10 protein-coding genes are annotated in these 16,169 nt (G+C 69.4%); 5 read left to right on the top strand and 5 right to left on the bottom strand.

Translation table 11 applies throughout. From position 1 onward, the window contains the following. Nucleotides 1-55: 55 nt before the first annotated feature. The gene (locus tag ACYVIP_RS30085; RefSeq protein WP_460402397.1) at nt 56-628 is read right to left on the bottom strand and encodes an SPFH domain-containing protein; all 573 of its coding nucleotides are present in this window, start codon (nt 626-628) and stop codon (nt 56-58) included. A 520-nt stretch (nt 629-1,148) separates the two neighbouring features. Between ACYVIP_RS30085 and ACYVIP_RS30090 the strand changes: the two genes are divergently transcribed. Further along, on the top strand, nt 1,149-1,781 hold the full coding sequence (locus tag ACYVIP_RS30090) for a GntR family transcriptional regulator (protein WP_460402461.1): 633 nt from the start codon (nt 1,149-1,151) through the stop codon (nt 1,779-1,781). A 67-nt stretch (nt 1,782-1,848) separates the two neighbouring features. Here the strand turns inward: ACYVIP_RS30090 and ACYVIP_RS30095 are convergent, their stop codons facing one another. Together ACYVIP_RS30095 and ACYVIP_RS30100 are read right to left on the bottom strand one after the other, a co-directional pair. Beyond that, nucleotides 1,849-5,451, bottom strand: coding sequence for a hydantoinase B/oxoprolinase family protein (locus tag ACYVIP_RS30095; protein WP_460402399.1), 3,603 nt, complete (start codon nt 5,449-5,451; stop codon nt 1,849-1,851). Between the two features lie 17 nt (nt 5,452-5,468). Beyond that, nucleotides 5,469-6,788, bottom strand: a complete 1,320-nt coding sequence (locus ACYVIP_RS30100) for an MFS transporter (RefSeq protein WP_460402401.1) — start codon at nt 6,786-6,788, stop codon at nt 5,469-5,471. 177 nt (nt 6,789-6,965) lie between these two features. On the opposite strand from ACYVIP_RS30100, the gene ACYVIP_RS30105 reads away from it, so the two are divergent. From ACYVIP_RS30105 to ACYVIP_RS30120, 4 genes are all read left to right on the top strand, one after another. Further along, nucleotides 6,966-7,337, top strand: a complete 372-nt coding sequence (locus ACYVIP_RS30105; protein WP_460402403.1) for a helix-turn-helix domain-containing protein — start codon at nt 6,966-6,968, stop codon at nt 7,335-7,337. 179 nt (nt 7,338-7,516) lie between these two features. Then, the gene (locus ACYVIP_RS30110; protein WP_460402405.1) at nt 7,517-10,762 is read left to right on the top strand and encodes a DUF2961 domain-containing protein; all 3,246 of its coding nucleotides are present in this window, start codon (nt 7,517-7,519) and stop codon (nt 10,760-10,762) included. 38 nt (nt 10,763-10,800) lie between these two features. Continuing rightward, nucleotides 10,801-12,306: an FG-GAP repeat domain-containing protein gene (locus ACYVIP_RS30115; RefSeq protein WP_460402407.1), complete on the top strand. Its 1,506-nt coding sequence runs from the start codon at nt 10,801-10,803 to the stop codon at nt 12,304-12,306. A 13-nt stretch (nt 12,307-12,319) separates the two neighbouring features. Then, nucleotides 12,320-14,332, top strand: a complete 2,013-nt coding sequence (locus tag ACYVIP_RS30120; RefSeq protein WP_460402409.1) for an N-acetylmuramoyl-L-alanine amidase — start codon at nt 12,320-12,322, stop codon at nt 14,330-14,332. Nucleotides 14,333-14,354: 22 nt separating this feature from the next. Here the strand turns inward: ACYVIP_RS30120 and ACYVIP_RS30125 are convergent, their stop codons facing one another. Next, complete coding sequence (locus tag ACYVIP_RS30125; protein ID WP_460402411.1) at nt 14,355-14,963, bottom strand: FMN reductase; 609 nt, start codon at nt 14,961-14,963, stop codon at nt 14,355-14,357. Further along, entirely contained in the window at nt 14,963-16,048 is a 1,086-nt protein-coding gene (locus ACYVIP_RS30130; RefSeq protein ID WP_460402413.1) for an LLM class flavin-dependent oxidoreductase, read from the bottom strand. The genes ACYVIP_RS30125 and ACYVIP_RS30130 overlap by 1 nt, the downstream gene beginning before the upstream one ends. Nucleotides 16,049-16,169 lie beyond the last annotated feature (121 nt).

A 16,169-nucleotide genomic window follows, 5' to 3' on the forward strand; every position in this document is an offset into this window, starting at 1 on the left:
AATCCGATGCAGGTTCTGGTCTCCTTTTCCACGATCGTCAAGTTCGTCTGTTGGCTCACCGTGGTGGGAATACTGGTGGGCACTCTGCTGGTTCACTGACCGGCACGAGCCAGCGGGTGAGCCGGCGCAGCTCGTGCAGTGCGCTGAGGTCACCGGTCTCCAACTCGACGAGGAACTGGCCGAGCCGCACCGCGGAGTTGCCGTAGTAGCGGTCCAGTGCGGAGTTCAGCGCGGCCTCGGCCACCGCCACGTCCAGCACGTCGTAGCGCTGGGCGACCGCGCGCAGGATCTTGACCAGCCGCGGTTGGATCGCCGAGGTGAGGTCGCGGATGCCGGCGGCGGCCACCATCGCCGGGTTGGTCACCTGGCAGGTGAACGTCACCGTGGCGGCGAACACGAAGGACCTGTCCTGGCTGGGGAGTTCGGCCTCGAGTGACAGTCGGTGCAGGGTCAGGTCGACCAGGTGGGAGCGGCGGTAGGCGGCGGTGTCGGGGTCGGGGAGGTGCTCGCCGGGCAGCACGACGAGGGTGCCGCCGGGGGTGGTCTCGAGCACGAGCGCGGTGCCCGTTGGTGGGTTGGTGAGCGGTACGGCGGTTTTCAGAATCGGGTCGTAGGTGATCGTCGGCATGTTTGTCGTCCCTCTGGCCCTTGGCAAGCTGGTGGAAATCGAGCAGTGCCGCACCGGACGGGTTCGAGAATCCCCCCAGACTTCTCGGTTTCCGTCCGGTGCGGCAGGTCCGGACGCAACTGTCCTCATCGGACAATCCACCCAATCATGGTCACAAATTCGTGCTCGGCTGTGGCTTCTTCGATGGGGTGTCCGTATGACGAATGTCAGTCGCGTTTCGTGTGGCGCACCTTGCCAACCACACGGGATTCTGTCTAGCCCTTACTCGGAAGTAAGGGAATTAGGTCCCGCAACTGTCCAATCCGGGCGGCCGGCGACCGGTTTGCCGAATGTGACAGATAGTGGACAGAAAGCGGTCGCGTCGACCTTGTCGGGCGCCCCGGGCCCGGCACCCCGGTCGGTGCGCGGCGGCTAGCGATACAATCGAACGCGGACGATATCGCAGGTCAGAGACGGTTGGAGTGTCGTGAACCCGGACGTGGAGCTGGCTGCTGAGCGTGACCTGCTCGGCCGGACCAGCATGGTCGAGCAACTGGCCGACCTGCTGCGTCGACGGATCACCGAGGGCCACTACACCCCCGGCGAGCGGCTGGCCGAGGACGCCATCGGCTCAACGCTGCGGGTTTCGCGCAACACGGTGCGTGAGGCGTTCCGGCTGCTGTCCCATGAACGCCTGCTGGTGCACGAGCTCAACCGCGGGGTGTTCGTCCGCAAGCTGACCGTCGAGGACCTGGTCGACCTGTACCGGGTGCGCAAGCTGCTGGAGTGCGGCGCGGTGCGCGGCCTGTCCGGCCAGCAGCGGACCGATGGCATGGCGGCCGCCGTCGAGCAGGGCGAACAGGCGGTCCGCGAGCACGACTGGCGTGCGCTGGGCACCGCGAACATGCTGTTCCACCAGGGCATCACCGCGCTGGCCGGCAGCCAGCGGATGGACGAGATGATGCGCGGCGTGCTCGCCGAATTGCGCCTGCACTTCCACTCCATGAACGACCCGCGGCGCCTGCACGCGCCCTACCTGGAGCGCAACCGCGAGATCCTCGCGGTCATCCAGACCGGCGACGGCCCGGCCGCCGAGCGCCTACTCCGCAAGTACCTCGACGACTCCGAACACCAACTCGTCGAGGCCTACGAAGCGGTCGCCCCCGCCCGCTGACCGCGTCCGGCCGGGTCAACTGCCCTGAATGCCTCATTCGGGACGTTGAGCGTCGCCAATGCCTCATTCAGGGCATCGCCGCTGACGGTTGGCCGTAGCCGCCGCCGCCCGGGGTCTCGATCACCAGTACGTCGTCGGTCTGCACGTCGAGTGAGTCGGCGCTGGCCATGGCCACCGTGGTGCCGTCCGCGCGGTGTACTCGGTTGGCTCCCAGCGCGCCCGGGGAGCCCCCGGCCATCCCGTACGGCGGCACTCGCCGGTGTCCGGTCAGCGTGCTCACCGTCATCGGCTCGAGGAACCGCAGCCGGCGCACCGCACCGTCGCCGCCGCGCCACCGGCCGTCGCCGCCGCTGCCAGGACGGATCGCGAACTCCTCGAGCAGCACCGGGAACCGCCACTCGAGCACCTCGGGGTCGGTCAGCCGCGAGTTCGTCATGTGGGTCTGCACCACCGACGCCCCGGCGAAGCCGTCGCCCGCCCCGGAACCCGAGCCGAGCGTCTCGTAGTACTGGTGCCGCTCGTTGCCGAAGGTGACGTTGTTCATCGTCCCGGACCCCTCCGCCTGCACGTGCAACGCCCCGTACAGCGCGCCGGTGATCGCCTGGGAGGTCTCCACGTTCCCGGCGACCACGGCCGCCGGATAGCTCGGCGCGAGCATCGACCCCGGCGGAATGATCATCCGCAACGGGCGCAGACAGCCGTCGTTGAGCGGGATCTCGTCGGCGACCAGCGTCCGGAACACGTACAGCACGGCCGCGGTGGCCACCGACGACGGCGCGTTGAAGTTCGTGTCCAGCTGTGGCGACGTGCCGGTGAAGTCGATCGTCGCCGCGCGCGCGTCGCGGTCGACGGTGATCCGGACGGCGATCACCGCGCCGGAGTCCAGCTCGTAGGAGAACTCGCCGTCGTCCAGGGCGTCGATCACCCGGCGGACGGCCTCCTCGGCGTTGTCCTGCACGTGGCGCATGTAGGCCTGCACGGCGTCCAGGCCGAAGCCGTCGATCATCTTGGCGACCTCGTGCACGCCCTTGTTGTTGGCCGCGACCTGAGCGCGCAGGTCGGTGAGGTTGGTGTCCGGGTTGCGTGACGGGTACCGCGAGCCGGTGAGCAGCTCGCGGGTCTGCTCCTCGCGGAACCGGCCGTTCTCGACCAGCAGCCAGTTGTCGAACAGCACCCCCTCCTCGTGCACCTCACGGCTGCCGGCCGGCATGGAACCGGGGGTGATCCCGCCGATCTCCGCGTGGTGGCCCCTGGACGCGACGAAGAACAGGATCCGGTCGCCGTCGAACACCGGCGTGACGACGGTGACGTCCGGCAGGTGCGTGCCGCCGTGGTAGGGGTCGTTGACCGCGTAGACGTCGCCCGGTTTCAGCGCGCCCGCCCGCCGCCGCAACACCTCCTTGACCGTGGCGCCCATCGACCCGAGGTGCACCGGGATGTGCGGGGCGTTCGCGATCAGGTCACCGTCCGGGTCGAACAGCGCGCAGGAGAAGTCCAGCCGCTCCCGGATGTTCACCGACTGCGCGGTCGACTCCAGCGCGGCGCCCATCTGCTCGGCGATCGACATGAACAGGTTGTTGAAGATCTCCAGCATCACCGGGTCGGCCTCGGTGCCGACACTGGCCTCCGCGCGCGCCACCACCCGCTCGACGACCAGGTTCCCGGTCGGGGTCATGGTCGCCTGCCAGCCGTCCTCGACCACGGTGGTCGCGTTGGCCTCGGCGATGATCGCCGGCCCGGTCACCGCGCGTCCCGGCGCCAGCCGCTCCCGCTGGTGCAGCGGCGCCTGCCGCCACGCGCCGCCGGCGTACAGCGCCACGGTGTCGACCTCCCCGGTCTCCTCGGTCGCCTGCTGGTCGCCGAGGTTGGCCAGGCTCGGCTCCTCGGTCAGCCCGGTGGCCTCCACCGAGACCGCCTCGACGATCAGCGGCCGGTCCATCAGGAACGAGTACGTGCGGCGGTAGCCCTCCTCGAACGCGGCGACCATCGCCGCCGGCTCGGTCAGCGCCACCACGACCGTGGTGTCCGTGCCGTCGTAGCGCAGGTGGGCGCGCCGGGCGATCCGGACCCGCCCCGCCGGCACGTCCTCCTCGGCCAGCTCGGTCCTGGTCGCCGTCTCCAGCGTGTCGGCCACCCCGTGCAGCCTGGGCATGAGCGCCTGGTCGAGCCTGGCCTCCACCGACTGCTCCCGCATGGCCGTGATGTCGGCCAGGCCGATGCCCAGCGCGGACAGCACGCCGGCCATCGGCGGCACGAGCACCGTGCGGATGCCGAGCGAGTCGGCGACCGCGCAGGCGTGCTGGCCGCCGGCGCCGCCGAAGGTGGTGAGCACGTACTCGGTGACGTCGTGGCCCTTCTCCACCGAGATCTTCTTGACCGCGTTGGCCATGTTCGCCACCGCGATCCGCAGGTAGCCCTCGGCGACCTGTTCCGGCGTGCGGTCATCGCCGGTGCGCGCGGCGATGTCGGTGGCCAGCTCGGCGAACCGCGCCCGGACGACCGCGTCGTCCAGCGGCTGGTCGCCGGCCGGCCCGAACACCGACGGGAAGTGCGCGGGCTGGATGCGGCCGAGCATGACGTTGGCGTCGGTCACCGTCAGCGGGCCGCCGTTGCGGTAGCCGGCCGGGCCGGGGTTGGCCCCGGCCGAGTCGGGGCCGACCCGGTAGCGGCTGCCGTCGAAGTGCAGGATCGACCCGCCGCCGGCGGCCACGGTGTGGATGTCCATCATCGGCGCGCGCAGCCGGACCCCGGCGACCTGCGCCTGGAACACCCGTTCGTACTCGCCGGCGAAGTGCGACACGTCGGTGGACGTGCCGCCCATGTCGAACCCGATGACCTTGTCGAAGCCGGCGAGCTGGGAAACCCGTGCCATACCGACGATGCCGCCCGCCGGGCCGGACAGGATCGCGTCCTTGCCCCGGAAATGGCCGGCCTCGGTGAGCCCGCCGTTGGACTGCATGAACATCAGCCGCACGCCCCGCAGCTGTTCGGCGACCTGGTCGACGTAGCGGCGCAGCACCGGCGAGAGGTAGGCGTCGACCACGGCGGTGTCGCCGCGGGGGACCAGCTTCATCAGCGGGCTGACCTCACTGGACAGTGAGATCTGCGGGAAACCGAGCTGTTCGGCGAGTTTGCCGACCGCCTGCTCGTGCGCGGGGTGCAGGTGGCTGTGCAGGCACACCACGGCGACCGCGCGCAGCCCGTCGCGCCGGGCGCGGGCGAGGTCGTCGGCCAGCCGGTCCAGCTCGGGGGCGCGCAGGACCGTGCCGTCGGCCTGGATGCGCTCGTCGACCTCGATCACCCGCTCGTAGAGCAGGTCGGGCAGCACGATGTCGCGGTCGAAGATCCGCGGCCGGTTCTGGTTGCCGATCCGCAGCGCGTCGCCGAAGCCCTTGGTGATGACCAGCACCGTCGGCTCGCCGGTGCGTTCGAGCAGGGCGTTGGTGGCCACCGTGGTGCCCATCCGCACCTGCTCGATCGACTCGGCCGGCACCGGGTCGTCCGCGCCGAGACGCAGCAGCGCCCGGATGCCGGCGACCGCGGCGTCGGCGTAGCGCGTCGGGTTCTCCGAGAGCACCTTGTGGGTGACCAGCTCACCGTCCGGCCCGCGGGCGACGATGTCGGTGAACGTGCCACCCCGGTCGACCCAGAACTGCCAACCCCGACTCACGACTTCTCCTTCCGACATCATGCCGTCACCACCGGAACCGATTCCTCCACTTCGGACTCCACGACCGGGTCGCGGGCCAGCAGCAGCCCGATGCCGGTGAGTACCGCGCTGAGCACCAGGTACACCCCCAGGATCCACCAGTTGTCGAGCCAGGCGAGCAGCGCGGTCATGATCAGCGGGGCCGGCGCGCCACCGATCACCCCGGCGAGGGTGTAGGCCAGCGACGAGCCGGTGTAGCGCAGCCGGGGCGAGAACTGCTCGGTGATCAGCGCCGCCTGCGGCCCGTACAGCGAGGCGTGGATCATCAGCGCGATGGTGGTGCCGATGATCAGCAGCAGGAACGAGCCGCCGCCGATCATCGGGAAGAACACGAACGGCCAGATCGCCGCCGCCACCGTGCCGATCAGGTAGAGCCGGCGGCGGTTCATCCGGTCCGACAGCGCGCCGAAGGCCGGCATCAGCAACAGTTGGCAGGCCGAGCCGATCATCACCGCGGTCGAGCCCTGGCCGCGGGACATGCCGAGCTCCTGGGTGATGTAGGTCAGCGTGAACACGGTGAACAGCGAGTACAGCACGTCCGGGCAGACCCGGACGAGGATGCCGGCGAGCAGCGCGCGGCGTTCCACCTCGACCACTTCGGACACTGGCGCGCTCGGGCGCTCGCCGCGTTCGGCGATCTGTTTGAACACCGGGGTTTCCTCCAGGCGGAGGCGGATCCACAGTCCGAACAGGACAAGCACGGCCGACAGCAGGAACGCGATCCGCCAACCCCACGAGGTGAAGCTGTCCTCGCTCATGAGGCCGGCCAGCAGCGCGAGCACGCCGTTGGCCAGCAACGTGCCGGCCGGTGGGCCGATCTGCGCGGCCGAGGCCCAGAACCCGCGCCGGCGAGGGTCGCCGTACTCGCTGGAGAGCAGGACCGCGCCGCCCCACTCGCCGCCGACCGCGACGCCCTGGCAGAAACGCAGCAACACCAACAGGACCGCGGCCATGCCGCCGATCGCCGCGTGCGTCGGCAACAGTCCGATGAGGAAGGTCGCGATGCCGGCCAGCAGCAACGTGTACACCAGGACCTTCTTGCGGCCGACCCGATCGCCGAGCCTGCCGAAGACGACGCCGCCAAGCGGGCGGGCGAGGTAGCCGACCGCGTAGGTGGAGAACGCGCTCATGGTGCCGACCAGGCTGTCGCCCGACGGGAAGAACAGGTCGCCGAACAGGGTCGCGGCGGCGACCGAATAGGCGGCGAAGTCGTAGTACTCGAGTGCGGTTCCGGAAAGGCTGGCGGCGTAGGCGCGGCGCAGCGCGCGGGGTTCCACGGCGCGGTGAGCGGAGGTCATGGGGGATCACATCCCATCTCGGCCGGGTGGTTCACCTGTTGAGGCTAGAATTCGTAGGACAATCCTGCAATACTCTTGTTCTACATTCGGAACGAGGGCTGGCGGCTGACACGGTCGCGACCAACAAACACGGGGGTGCGCGTGAACACTCTTGCTGGGCAGGAGTCCTGCCCTTCGGTGCGTAACGCGTTTCGTCTGCTGGAGTCGTTGGCCGGCAGCCCGGACGGGATGCGCCTCACCCGGCTGGCCGACGCCACCGGGTTGCCCAAGTCGTCCGTGCACCGGATTCTCGGCACGTTGGCGGATCTGGAGATCGTCTGCCGGGAGGAGGGCAGCGGGATCTATCACCTCACCGCGAGCTGGCGGCGGGTGGTCTCGCCGCCGCGGCTGACGGAGTTCTCCGCGCCGGTGGTCGGCCAGGACGGGAAAGCGGTGGCGGGGCTGACCCTGCGCCTGCGCGGTCAGGTCTCGCCCGGTGCGCCGTCCGAGCGGCTCACCCGGTTGGTCTCCGATCTCGCGCACGCGGTGTCCCGGCGGATCCGGAGCTGAGCGCGGCTCTTCCCAGATCGGCGGTCTGAATCGGCCGGTTGTGCCTGGCCGGACCGATTCAGCACGGCCGGCCGCGACGGTTCGTCGTGAATCGATGCCACCATCCGGTCTATTGACGTCAGGAAGGAACGAAAAGGACACTCGGCTGGGTAATCGTTTACCCACCGGAAGGTGTCTCGATGAGGAGCCCCCTGCTCACTCTCCTCTGCGCCACCGTCATCGCGGTGACCGGCGTGGCCGCCGCCCCCGCTGTCGCCGAACCGCCCCCCGACCCCTCAGCCACCGCCGGCAACGGCCCGGTCGGCTGGGACACCTACCGCCGGCTGGATCTCCTGCCGGACCTGGCTTCCGGCTCACAGACCAAACAGTTCTCCAGCTTCGCCCGCAACGGCAGCAACGACGACGGCTTCGTCGGCCGCTACTCCTGCCTGCGGACCAACGGACCCGGCTGCGTGCTCGCCGAGGACCGTGGTCCCGGTGAGCTGCAGTCGATCTGGTTCACCAGGGACAACGGCACGGTCACCGCCACCGGCACCATCCGCGTGGTGCTCGACGGCGTCACCGTGCTCAACGCCAACCTGCAGGACGTGGTCGACGGCGACCTCGGCGCGCCGTTCACCTGGCCGCTGGTGACCAACGCCGACCAGACCTCCGGTGGCGTCACGATCAAGATCCCGATGCCCTACCGGGACTCGATGCTCGTCACCACGACGAACAACCCGCTGTTCCACCACGTCGGCTACCGCGAGTTCGCCAGCGCCGACGGCGTGACCCGCTTCGACCCAACCGACCCGGCGACCGACGTGGTCAACAAGCTGCGCCAGGCGGGCCGGCTCGACCCGAAACCCGCCCAGCCGGGCGCCACCACGACCACCGCGACCGTCTCACCGGGGCCGGGAGCCGGTGTCGCGCTGGCGAACCTGACCGGTCCAGCCGCGATCACCGGGCTGCGCCTGCGGATCCCGGACGCGGCGGCCACCGAGGCCAACCTGAATGGGCTGCGGCTGCGCATCACCTTCGACGGTAGGTCCACAGTGGACTCTCCGGTCGGTGAGTTCTTCGGCTCCGGGTTCGGCGAACGGGACGTGCGCTCGCTGATGTTCGGCATGGACCCGGCGGCCGGCGGCTGGTACAGCGCGTGGTGGATGATGCCGTTCGCGACCGGCGCCTCGGTGTCGCTGGTCAACACCACCGGCGCGACGATCTCCGGGATCGGCGCGGAGATCGTCCACGCGCCCGACGACCGGTGGGCCACCGAGCTCGGGCCGACCGGCGGCTCCGGGCACTTCACCACCCAGTCCCGCGGCGGCACCACTACCCAGACCCGCGACTGGGTGGCCGTCGACCAGGCTGGCCGGGGCCGGTTCGTCGGCCTCACCCAGGTGGTGCGCAACGCGGTGGCCGGCGGCAACGAGCGTGGCTACCTCGAGGGCGACGAGCGCATCCACGTGGACGGCGCGCGCAGTCCGGCGTTCCACGGCACCGGCACCGAGGACTACTACGAGTCCGGCTGGTACTTCAACCGGGGCGAGTACTCCGGGGTGTTCACCGGCAACCCCGGCCACCTGGTGCGGGCCGGCTCGTGCGTGGTCGAGTGCGACTCGATGTACCGGCTGCAGCTCGGCGACGCCGTGCCCTACACGGCCGGGCTGCGCTTCGGCATCGAGCACGGGCCGCAGAACGACGTCCCGGTGACCGAGTCGACCACGGCTTTCCTGTACACCAGGACGAATGTGGCCAGCAGGACCACCGACACGATCGTCGTCGGCGATGCCGGCAGCCGGACCGCGCACGGCTACACCGAGTCCGGGGCAGCCGACCAGTACGGGCTGACGGCCGTCCACGAGGGCGACGACGACCATGACGCGGTGACCGCGCAGGTGCGCGCCACCGGTGGCGCGGTCAGCTTCCGGATCGCGGTCGACCCCGGCAACCAGGGGGTTCGGCTGCGCCGGACCAGCGACCAGAACACCGGCTACCAGTCGGCGGCGGTCAGCGTCGACGGCGCGTCGGCCGGCACCTGGACCCAGGCGTTGGGCAACACCTTCCAGCGCTGGCTCGACGACGACTTCACCCTGCCGGCCGCGCTGACCGCCGGCAAGTCGACGATCACCGTCCGGCTGACCCCGTCAGGTCCACAGTGGACCGCCGGGCGGTACGATGCGTTGAGCCTGGTGGCGCCGTTCACCGACACGGCCGCGCCGGGCGCGGTCGGCGGCCTGGCGGTCGGGCGGGGGCGGGCGCACGCGATCCCGTTGTCCTGGAACCCGGCCACCGACAACGTCGGCGTCGCCGGGTACCGGGTGTACGCCTCGACCGATCCGGGGTCGACCGGCACCCTGGTGGCCACCACGACCTCGACCACGTTCCGGCACGGTCCGCTGCCCCCGGGGGCCCAGCGGTTCTACCGGGTGGTCGCGGTGGACCGCGCCGGCAACGCCGGGCCGGTGTCGGCGGTGGTCGACGCCCGCGCCGAGGCGCGGAACCCGACCGATGTCAACGGCGACAACCGGGACGACGTGGTGGTGTTCACCCAGGGTGCGGCGGCCGACGTGCGGGTGTCGACGTCCACCGGCTCGGCGTTCGGCGATCCGGTGCTCGGGCACGACTTCTTCTCCCCCGACGGTGAGGTGCCGAGGACCGGTGACGTGAACGGCGACGGCCGCGCGGACATCGTCACCTTCACCAGGGGCGCGGCCGCGGACGTGTATGTCGCGCTGTCGACCGGCACCGGCTTCGGCCCGTCAGCCAAGTGGCACGACCGCTTCGCGGTCGGCGCCGAGTACCCGGAGTTGGGCGATGTCAACGGGGACGGGCTGACCGACCTGATCACCTTCACCCGGGGCGACGCCGGCGACGTGTACGTCGCGTTGTCCACAGGGGACGGTTTCGGGCCGGGGGTGAAGTGGCAGGACAACTTCGGCTACCGGGACGAGCGGCCGGCGGTCGGCGACTTCGACGGCGACGGCCGCGACGACGTCGCGGTGTTCACCGGCGGCGCCCAGGGTGACGTGTTCGTGTCGCTGTCCAACGGGGTGGCGTTCGTGCAGGAGGCGTGGTTGTGGCACGACAATTTCGCGATCGGCACCGAGCTCGCCGGCACCGGTGACGTGAACGGTGACGGCCGCGACGACGTGGTCACCTTCACCAGGGGGACGACGGCCGATGTCTACGTGTCCCTTTCCGACGGTGGCCGGTTCGTGCAGAACGCCTGGCTCTGGCACGACTTCTTCGCGCAGAACGCGGAGTTGCCGGGGCTCGGTGACGTCAACGGTGACGGGCGGACCGACATCCTCGCCTTCACCAGGGGGACCGCCGCCGACGTGTGGGTGGCGACCTCGACCGCGTCGGCGTTCGGTGCCTCGGCGATCTGGCACGGCCAACTCGCCGCCGGTGCCGAGCTGCCGAGGCCCAGCCTCGGTTGATCGTTCTGTAATCGTTTTCCCGGAAGGACTCCCTGCAGATGTCCAGACACGCATCGATCCGTGGGCTGGTGAGCGCCGTGGCAGCGGCGGCACTGGTGCTCGGCGCGTTCACCACCCCCGCGACGGCTGTGCCACCCGAGCAGCCACCCGAGCAGCCACCGGTCGGCGACCATGTGCCGTTGACCGTGGATCCCTTGGCCTGTCCCAGTATTCCGCCCAGTCACGACCCGAACGTGATCCGGATCGTCTACCAGGTCGGGCTGGACCGGAACGTCTCGCCCAAGGTCATGCTTGCCGCGTTCGAGGCGGGGTGGGTGGAGTCCCACATGCACAACCTGCCGTGCGGGGACAAGGACTCCCTCGGCGTGTTCCAGCAGCGGCCGAGCCAGGGCTGGGGCACGCCGGAGCAGATCATGGACGTCGCCTACGCGGCGACCCAGTTCTTCGTGCAGGCACAACGCAACGAGCCGCTGTACCCGAACTACACCGCGGGGCTGCTCGCGCAGAGCGTGCAGCGGTCGTGTTGTCCGGAGCGGTACGACCAGGCGGAGGGCCGGGCCAGATCGATGATGGCCGAGGCGGCGGCGATGATCAGCCCACGGGCGTTCACCGGGTCGTCGACGGACTTCAACGGTGATGGCCTGGACGACGTCGTGACGTTCACCCATGGTCCGCTGGACGACGTGTATGTGGCGCTGTCGAACGGTTCCGGCTTCGCGGGGACGACGGTGAAGTGGCACGACCGGTTCGCGTTGTCCGGTGAGACGCCGTTGACGGGTGATTTCAACGGTGACGGCATGGATGACATCGTGACGTTCACGCACGGTTCGTTGGCCGATGTGTATGTCGCGTTGTCGAACGGGTCGTCGTTCGGTGCCGGGATCAAGTGGAACGACTACTTCTCCCTCAATGGCGAGGTGCCGGCGGTCGGCGACGTGAACGGCGACGGTCTGGACGACATCGTCACCTTTACCCGCAACAACCTCGCGGACGTGTTCGTGGCCCTGTCCAATGGGTCGTCGTTCGCCCCGAGCCAGAAGTGGCACGACTTCTTCGGTATCGCCGGCGAGTATCCGGGCGTGGCGGACGTGAACGGTGATGGCCGCGACGACATCGTGGTGTTCACTCGGGGGTCGCTGGCCGACGTGTATGTCGCGCTGTCCACGGGCTCCGGGTTCGGCGCGAGCGTGAAGTGGCACGACTTCTTCGCCGTTGGCGGGGAACTGCCGAGGATCGGGGACTTCGACGGCGACGGTAAGGCCGACATCGCGACCTTCACCACCAACGCGGCAGCGGATGTGTATGTGGCGCTGTCGAACGGCTCGGCGTTCACCGGCACGACGGTGAAGTGGAACGACTTCTTCGGCATCGCGGGCGAGTTCCCCTACACCGGGGACTTCAACGGCGACGGCAGGGACGACGTCGTCACCTTCACCCACAACACCCTGGCCGACGTGTACACCGCGTTGTCCACCGGCACCGGCTTCGCCGGCGGCGCGAAGTGGCACGACTACTTCGGCCTGGCCGGCGAGACCAGCTTCTGACGGGGAGAGGGACATGAGTAAACGACTGCTCGCACTCGGCGCGGCCACCCTGACCGCCATCGGACTGGCCGCCTGGCCGGCGAACGCCGCTGTCGACAATGGACTGGACGCCGCGTTCGCGGAGGCGGCCGCGGCCTACGACGTACCCAGAGACCTGCTCGTCGCGGTCGGCTACGGCGAGACCCACCTCGACGGTCATCGGGGAGAACCGAGCCAGGACAACGGCTTCGGCGTCATGCACCTGGTGAGCAATCCGAAGCGCCAGACCCTGGAACAGGCCGCCGACCTCACCGGCGCGCCGGTCGAGTCATTGAGATCCGACGGACCGACCAACGTCCTCGGCGGCGCGGCCGTGCTTCGCGCGCTGGCCGACGACGCCGGCCTGTCCGCCACGGACCGCGACCGGCTGGACGCCTGGTACTCCATTGTGGAGTCCTACAGCGGCGCCGCCGCCGAGGTCGCCGCGCTGTACGCGGACAACGTGTACGACCTCCTGCGCACCGGCCTGCAGACACGCACCCCCGAGGGCGAGCCGATCGCGGTGCCCGCGCACCGTGGCCTGCTGGTTCGGTCGTCGGGTGATGACGTGTCCGCGCAGGGCCCGGACTACCCGGACTCGCGGTGGATCCCCGCGCACGGCGCGAACTACGGCGCCGGCCGGTCCGCGGCGATCAACCAGATCGTGATCCACGTGACCCAGGGTTCCTACGCCGGCACGATCAGCTGGTTCCAGAATCCGGCGTCCGGGGTGAGTGCCCATTATGTGGTGAAGTCGGCCAACGGCGAGGTCACCCAGATGGTCCGGGACGGCGACACCGCCTACCACGCGCGGTCGGCGAACCCGAGGACGCTGGGCATCGAGCACGAGGGCTTCGTCGACAACCCGTCGTGGTTCACCGACTCGATGTACCGCTCCTCGGCGGCGCTGACCCGCTGGCTCGCCGACCGGCACGGCATCCCCAAGACCCGTCAGGGAATCGTCGGCCACAACGAGGTGCCGGGCAACGACCACACCGACCCCGGCCCGCACTGGAACTGGGGCTACTACCTGGATCTGGTCAACGGCGGCAGCTCGTCGGCCGGTGTCTACACCGGATCGTCGACCGACTTCAACGGCGACGGTCTGGACGACGTCGTCACCGTCACCCATGGTCCGCTCGACGACGTGTACGTCGCGCTGTCGAACGGTTCCGGTTTCACCGGGACGACGGTGAAGTGGCACGACCGGTTCGCGTTGTCCGGCGAGACCCCGCTGACGGGTGACTTCAACGGTGACGGCATGGACGACATCGTGACGTTCACCCACGGCTCGCTGGCCGACGTCTATGTCGCGTTGTCGAACGGCTCGTCGTTCGGCCCCGGGATCAAGTGGAACGACTACTTCTCCCTCAACGGCGAAGTACCCTCGGTCGGCGACGTGAACGGCGACGGCCTCGACGACATCATCACCTTCACCCGCAACAACCTCGCGGACGTGTTCGTGGCCCTGTCCAACGGCTCGTCCTTCGCCCCGAGCCAGAAGTGGCACGACTTCTTCGGTATCGCCGGCGAGTATCCGGGCGTGGCCGATGTCAACGGTGACGGCCGCGACGACATCGTGGTCTTCACCCGAGGCGAGCTGGCCGACGTGTACGTCGCGCTGTCCACCGGCACCGGGTTCGGCGCCAGCGTGAAGTGGCACGACTTCTTCGCCGTCGGCGGTGAGCTGCCCCGGATCGGCGACTTCGACGGCGACGGCAAGGCCGACATCGCGACCTTCACCACCAACGCCGCCGCCGACGTCTACGTCGCCCTGTCCAACGGCTCCGCCTTCACCGGCACGACGGTGAAGTGGAACGACTTCTTCGGCATCGCGGGCGAGTTCCCCTACACCGGGGACTTCAACGGCGACGGCAAGGACGACGTCATCACCTTCACCCGCAACAGCCTGGCCGACGTGTACACCGCCCTGTCCATCGGCACCGCCTTCGCCGGCGGCGCCAAGTGGCACGACTACTTCGGCCTACCAGGCGAAACCACCCTGTGACCGCGGGCGGCCCGCCGCTCTCCTACGGTTGCTTCGGTGGCATGCGGAGAGCGGCGAGCTGCTGTTCGAACGGGATGACCTGTTCCTCCTGCGGCGCCACGGCGGCCGGCCTGCCCGACATCAGCTCGGCCAGCTCACCGGCCGCCCTGGCGATGCGGTGTGCCAGATCGTCGCCGCCGGCCGACGCCCAGTCCTCCGACGCCGCGTACACCGCGGTCGGCACGACGACCGCCCGCAGGTAAGTGAACATCGGCCGCAACGCGTGCTCCAGCGCCAACGAGTGCCGCGCCGTGCCGCCGGTCGCCGCGATCAGCACCGGCTTGCCGGCCAACGCCTCCTGGTCGACCACGTCGAAGAACGACTTGAACAGCCCGGAGTAGGACGCGGTGAAGATCGGCGTCGCGGCGATCACGCCGTCCGCGCCGGTCACCGTCTCGATGGCGGCGGCGAGGCGCGGGCTCGGGAAGCCGGTCACCACGTTGTTGGCGATGTCGCCCGCCAGCTCCCGCAACTCGACCATCTCGACCGACACCTCGGTCTGCCCGCCGACCGCCGACGCGAGCCGGTCGGCGAGCAATCTGGTCGAGGACGGTACGGTCACCCCGGCCGACACGACCGCGAGCCTGCGCATCACGCACTCACCTTCTCCGCCTTGGCCTTGAGCGTCGCGTGCGTCGGCGCGTCGGGCACCTCGGCCGGCCGGCCGATGGCGAACTCCTTGCGCAGCACCGGAACGACCTCCTCGCCAAGCAGGTCCAGCTGCTCCAACACCGTCTTGAGCGGCAGCCCGGCATGGTCCATGAGGAACAGCTGACGCTGGTAGTCGCCGAAGTACTCGCGGAACGCCAGCGTCCGGTCGATCACCTGCTGCGGGCTGCCGACGGTCAGCGGCGTCTGCGCCGTGAAGTCCTCAAGGGACGGTCCGTGTCCGTACACCGGCGCGTTGTCGAAGTAGGGCCGGAACTCGTTCACCGCGTCCTGGGAGTTCTTGCGCATGAACACCTGCCCACCGAGCCCGACGATCGCCTGCTCCGGCGTGCCGTGGCCGTAGTGCGCCCACCGCTGCCGGTAAAGCCGGATCAGCTGCATGTAGTGCTCCTTGGGCCAGAAGATGTTGTTCGCGAAGAACCCGTCGCCGTAGTAGGCGGCCTGTTCGGCGATCTCCGGGCTGCGGATCGACCCGTGCCACACGAACGGCGGCACGCCGTCCAGCGGGCGCGGGGTGGAGGTGAACCCCTGCAGTGGTGTGCGGAACTTGCCCTGCCAGTCCACCACGTCGGTCCGCCACAACTCGTGCAGCAGCGCGTAGTTCTCGATCGCCAGCGGGATGCCCTGCCGGATGTCCTGCCCGAACCACGGGTAGACCGGCCCGGTGTTGCCCCGGCCCATCATCAGGTCGACCCGGCCGTCGGCGAGGTGCTGCAACATCGCGTAGTCCTCGGCGATCTTCACCGGGTCGTTCGTGGTGATCAGCGTCGTCGACGTGGACAGGATCAGCCGCTCGGTCCTGGCGGCGACGTAGCCCAACAAGGTGGTCGGCGAGGACGGCACGAACGGCGGGTTGTGGTGCTCACCGGTGGCGAACACGTCCAGCCCGACCTCCTCCGCCTTGAGCGCGATCGTGACCATCGACCTGATCCGCTCGTACTCACTGACCGTCTGCCCGGTGGTCGGATCCGTGGTCACGTCGCCGACGGTGAAGATCCCGAACTGCATCACTGTCATCATCCTCAACTAGTTGCCAGCTCAACTACCTGCCTGAACGGCCGCGCGCAGCCGTCTATTCCCGACGAAGTGGACTGGACAATGCCTGGCGATTGGTCTAGACATCTAGGTG

The organism is Actinophytocola sediminis (assembly GCF_054779715.1).

Coding starts and splice junctions, on each gene's coding strand:
- ACYVIP_RS30085 (WP_460402397.1), bottom strand. CDS start 628: ATGCCGACGATCACCTACGACCCGATTCTGAAAACCGCCGTACCGCTC.
- ACYVIP_RS30115 (WP_460402407.1), top strand. CDS start 10,801: ATGTCCAGACACGCATCGATCCGTGGGCTGGTGAGCGCCGTGGCAGCG.
- ACYVIP_RS30100 (WP_460402401.1), bottom strand. CDS start 6,788: ATGACCTCCGCTCACCGCGCCGTGGAACCCCGCGCGCTGCGCCGCGCC.
- ACYVIP_RS30120 (WP_460402409.1), top strand. CDS start 12,320: ATGAGTAAACGACTGCTCGCACTCGGCGCGGCCACCCTGACCGCCATC.
- ACYVIP_RS30090 (WP_460402461.1), top strand. CDS start 1,149: ATGGTCGAGCAACTGGCCGACCTGCTGCGTCGACGGATCACCGAGGGC.
- ACYVIP_RS30125 (WP_460402411.1), bottom strand. CDS start 14,963: ATGCGCAGGCTCGCGGTCGTGTCGGCCGGGGTGACCGTACCGTCCTCG.
- ACYVIP_RS30110 (WP_460402405.1), top strand. CDS start 7,517: ATGAGGAGCCCCCTGCTCACTCTCCTCTGCGCCACCGTCATCGCGGTG.
- ACYVIP_RS30130 (WP_460402413.1), bottom strand. CDS start 16,048: ATGCAGTTCGGGATCTTCACCGTCGGCGACGTGACCACGGATCCGACC.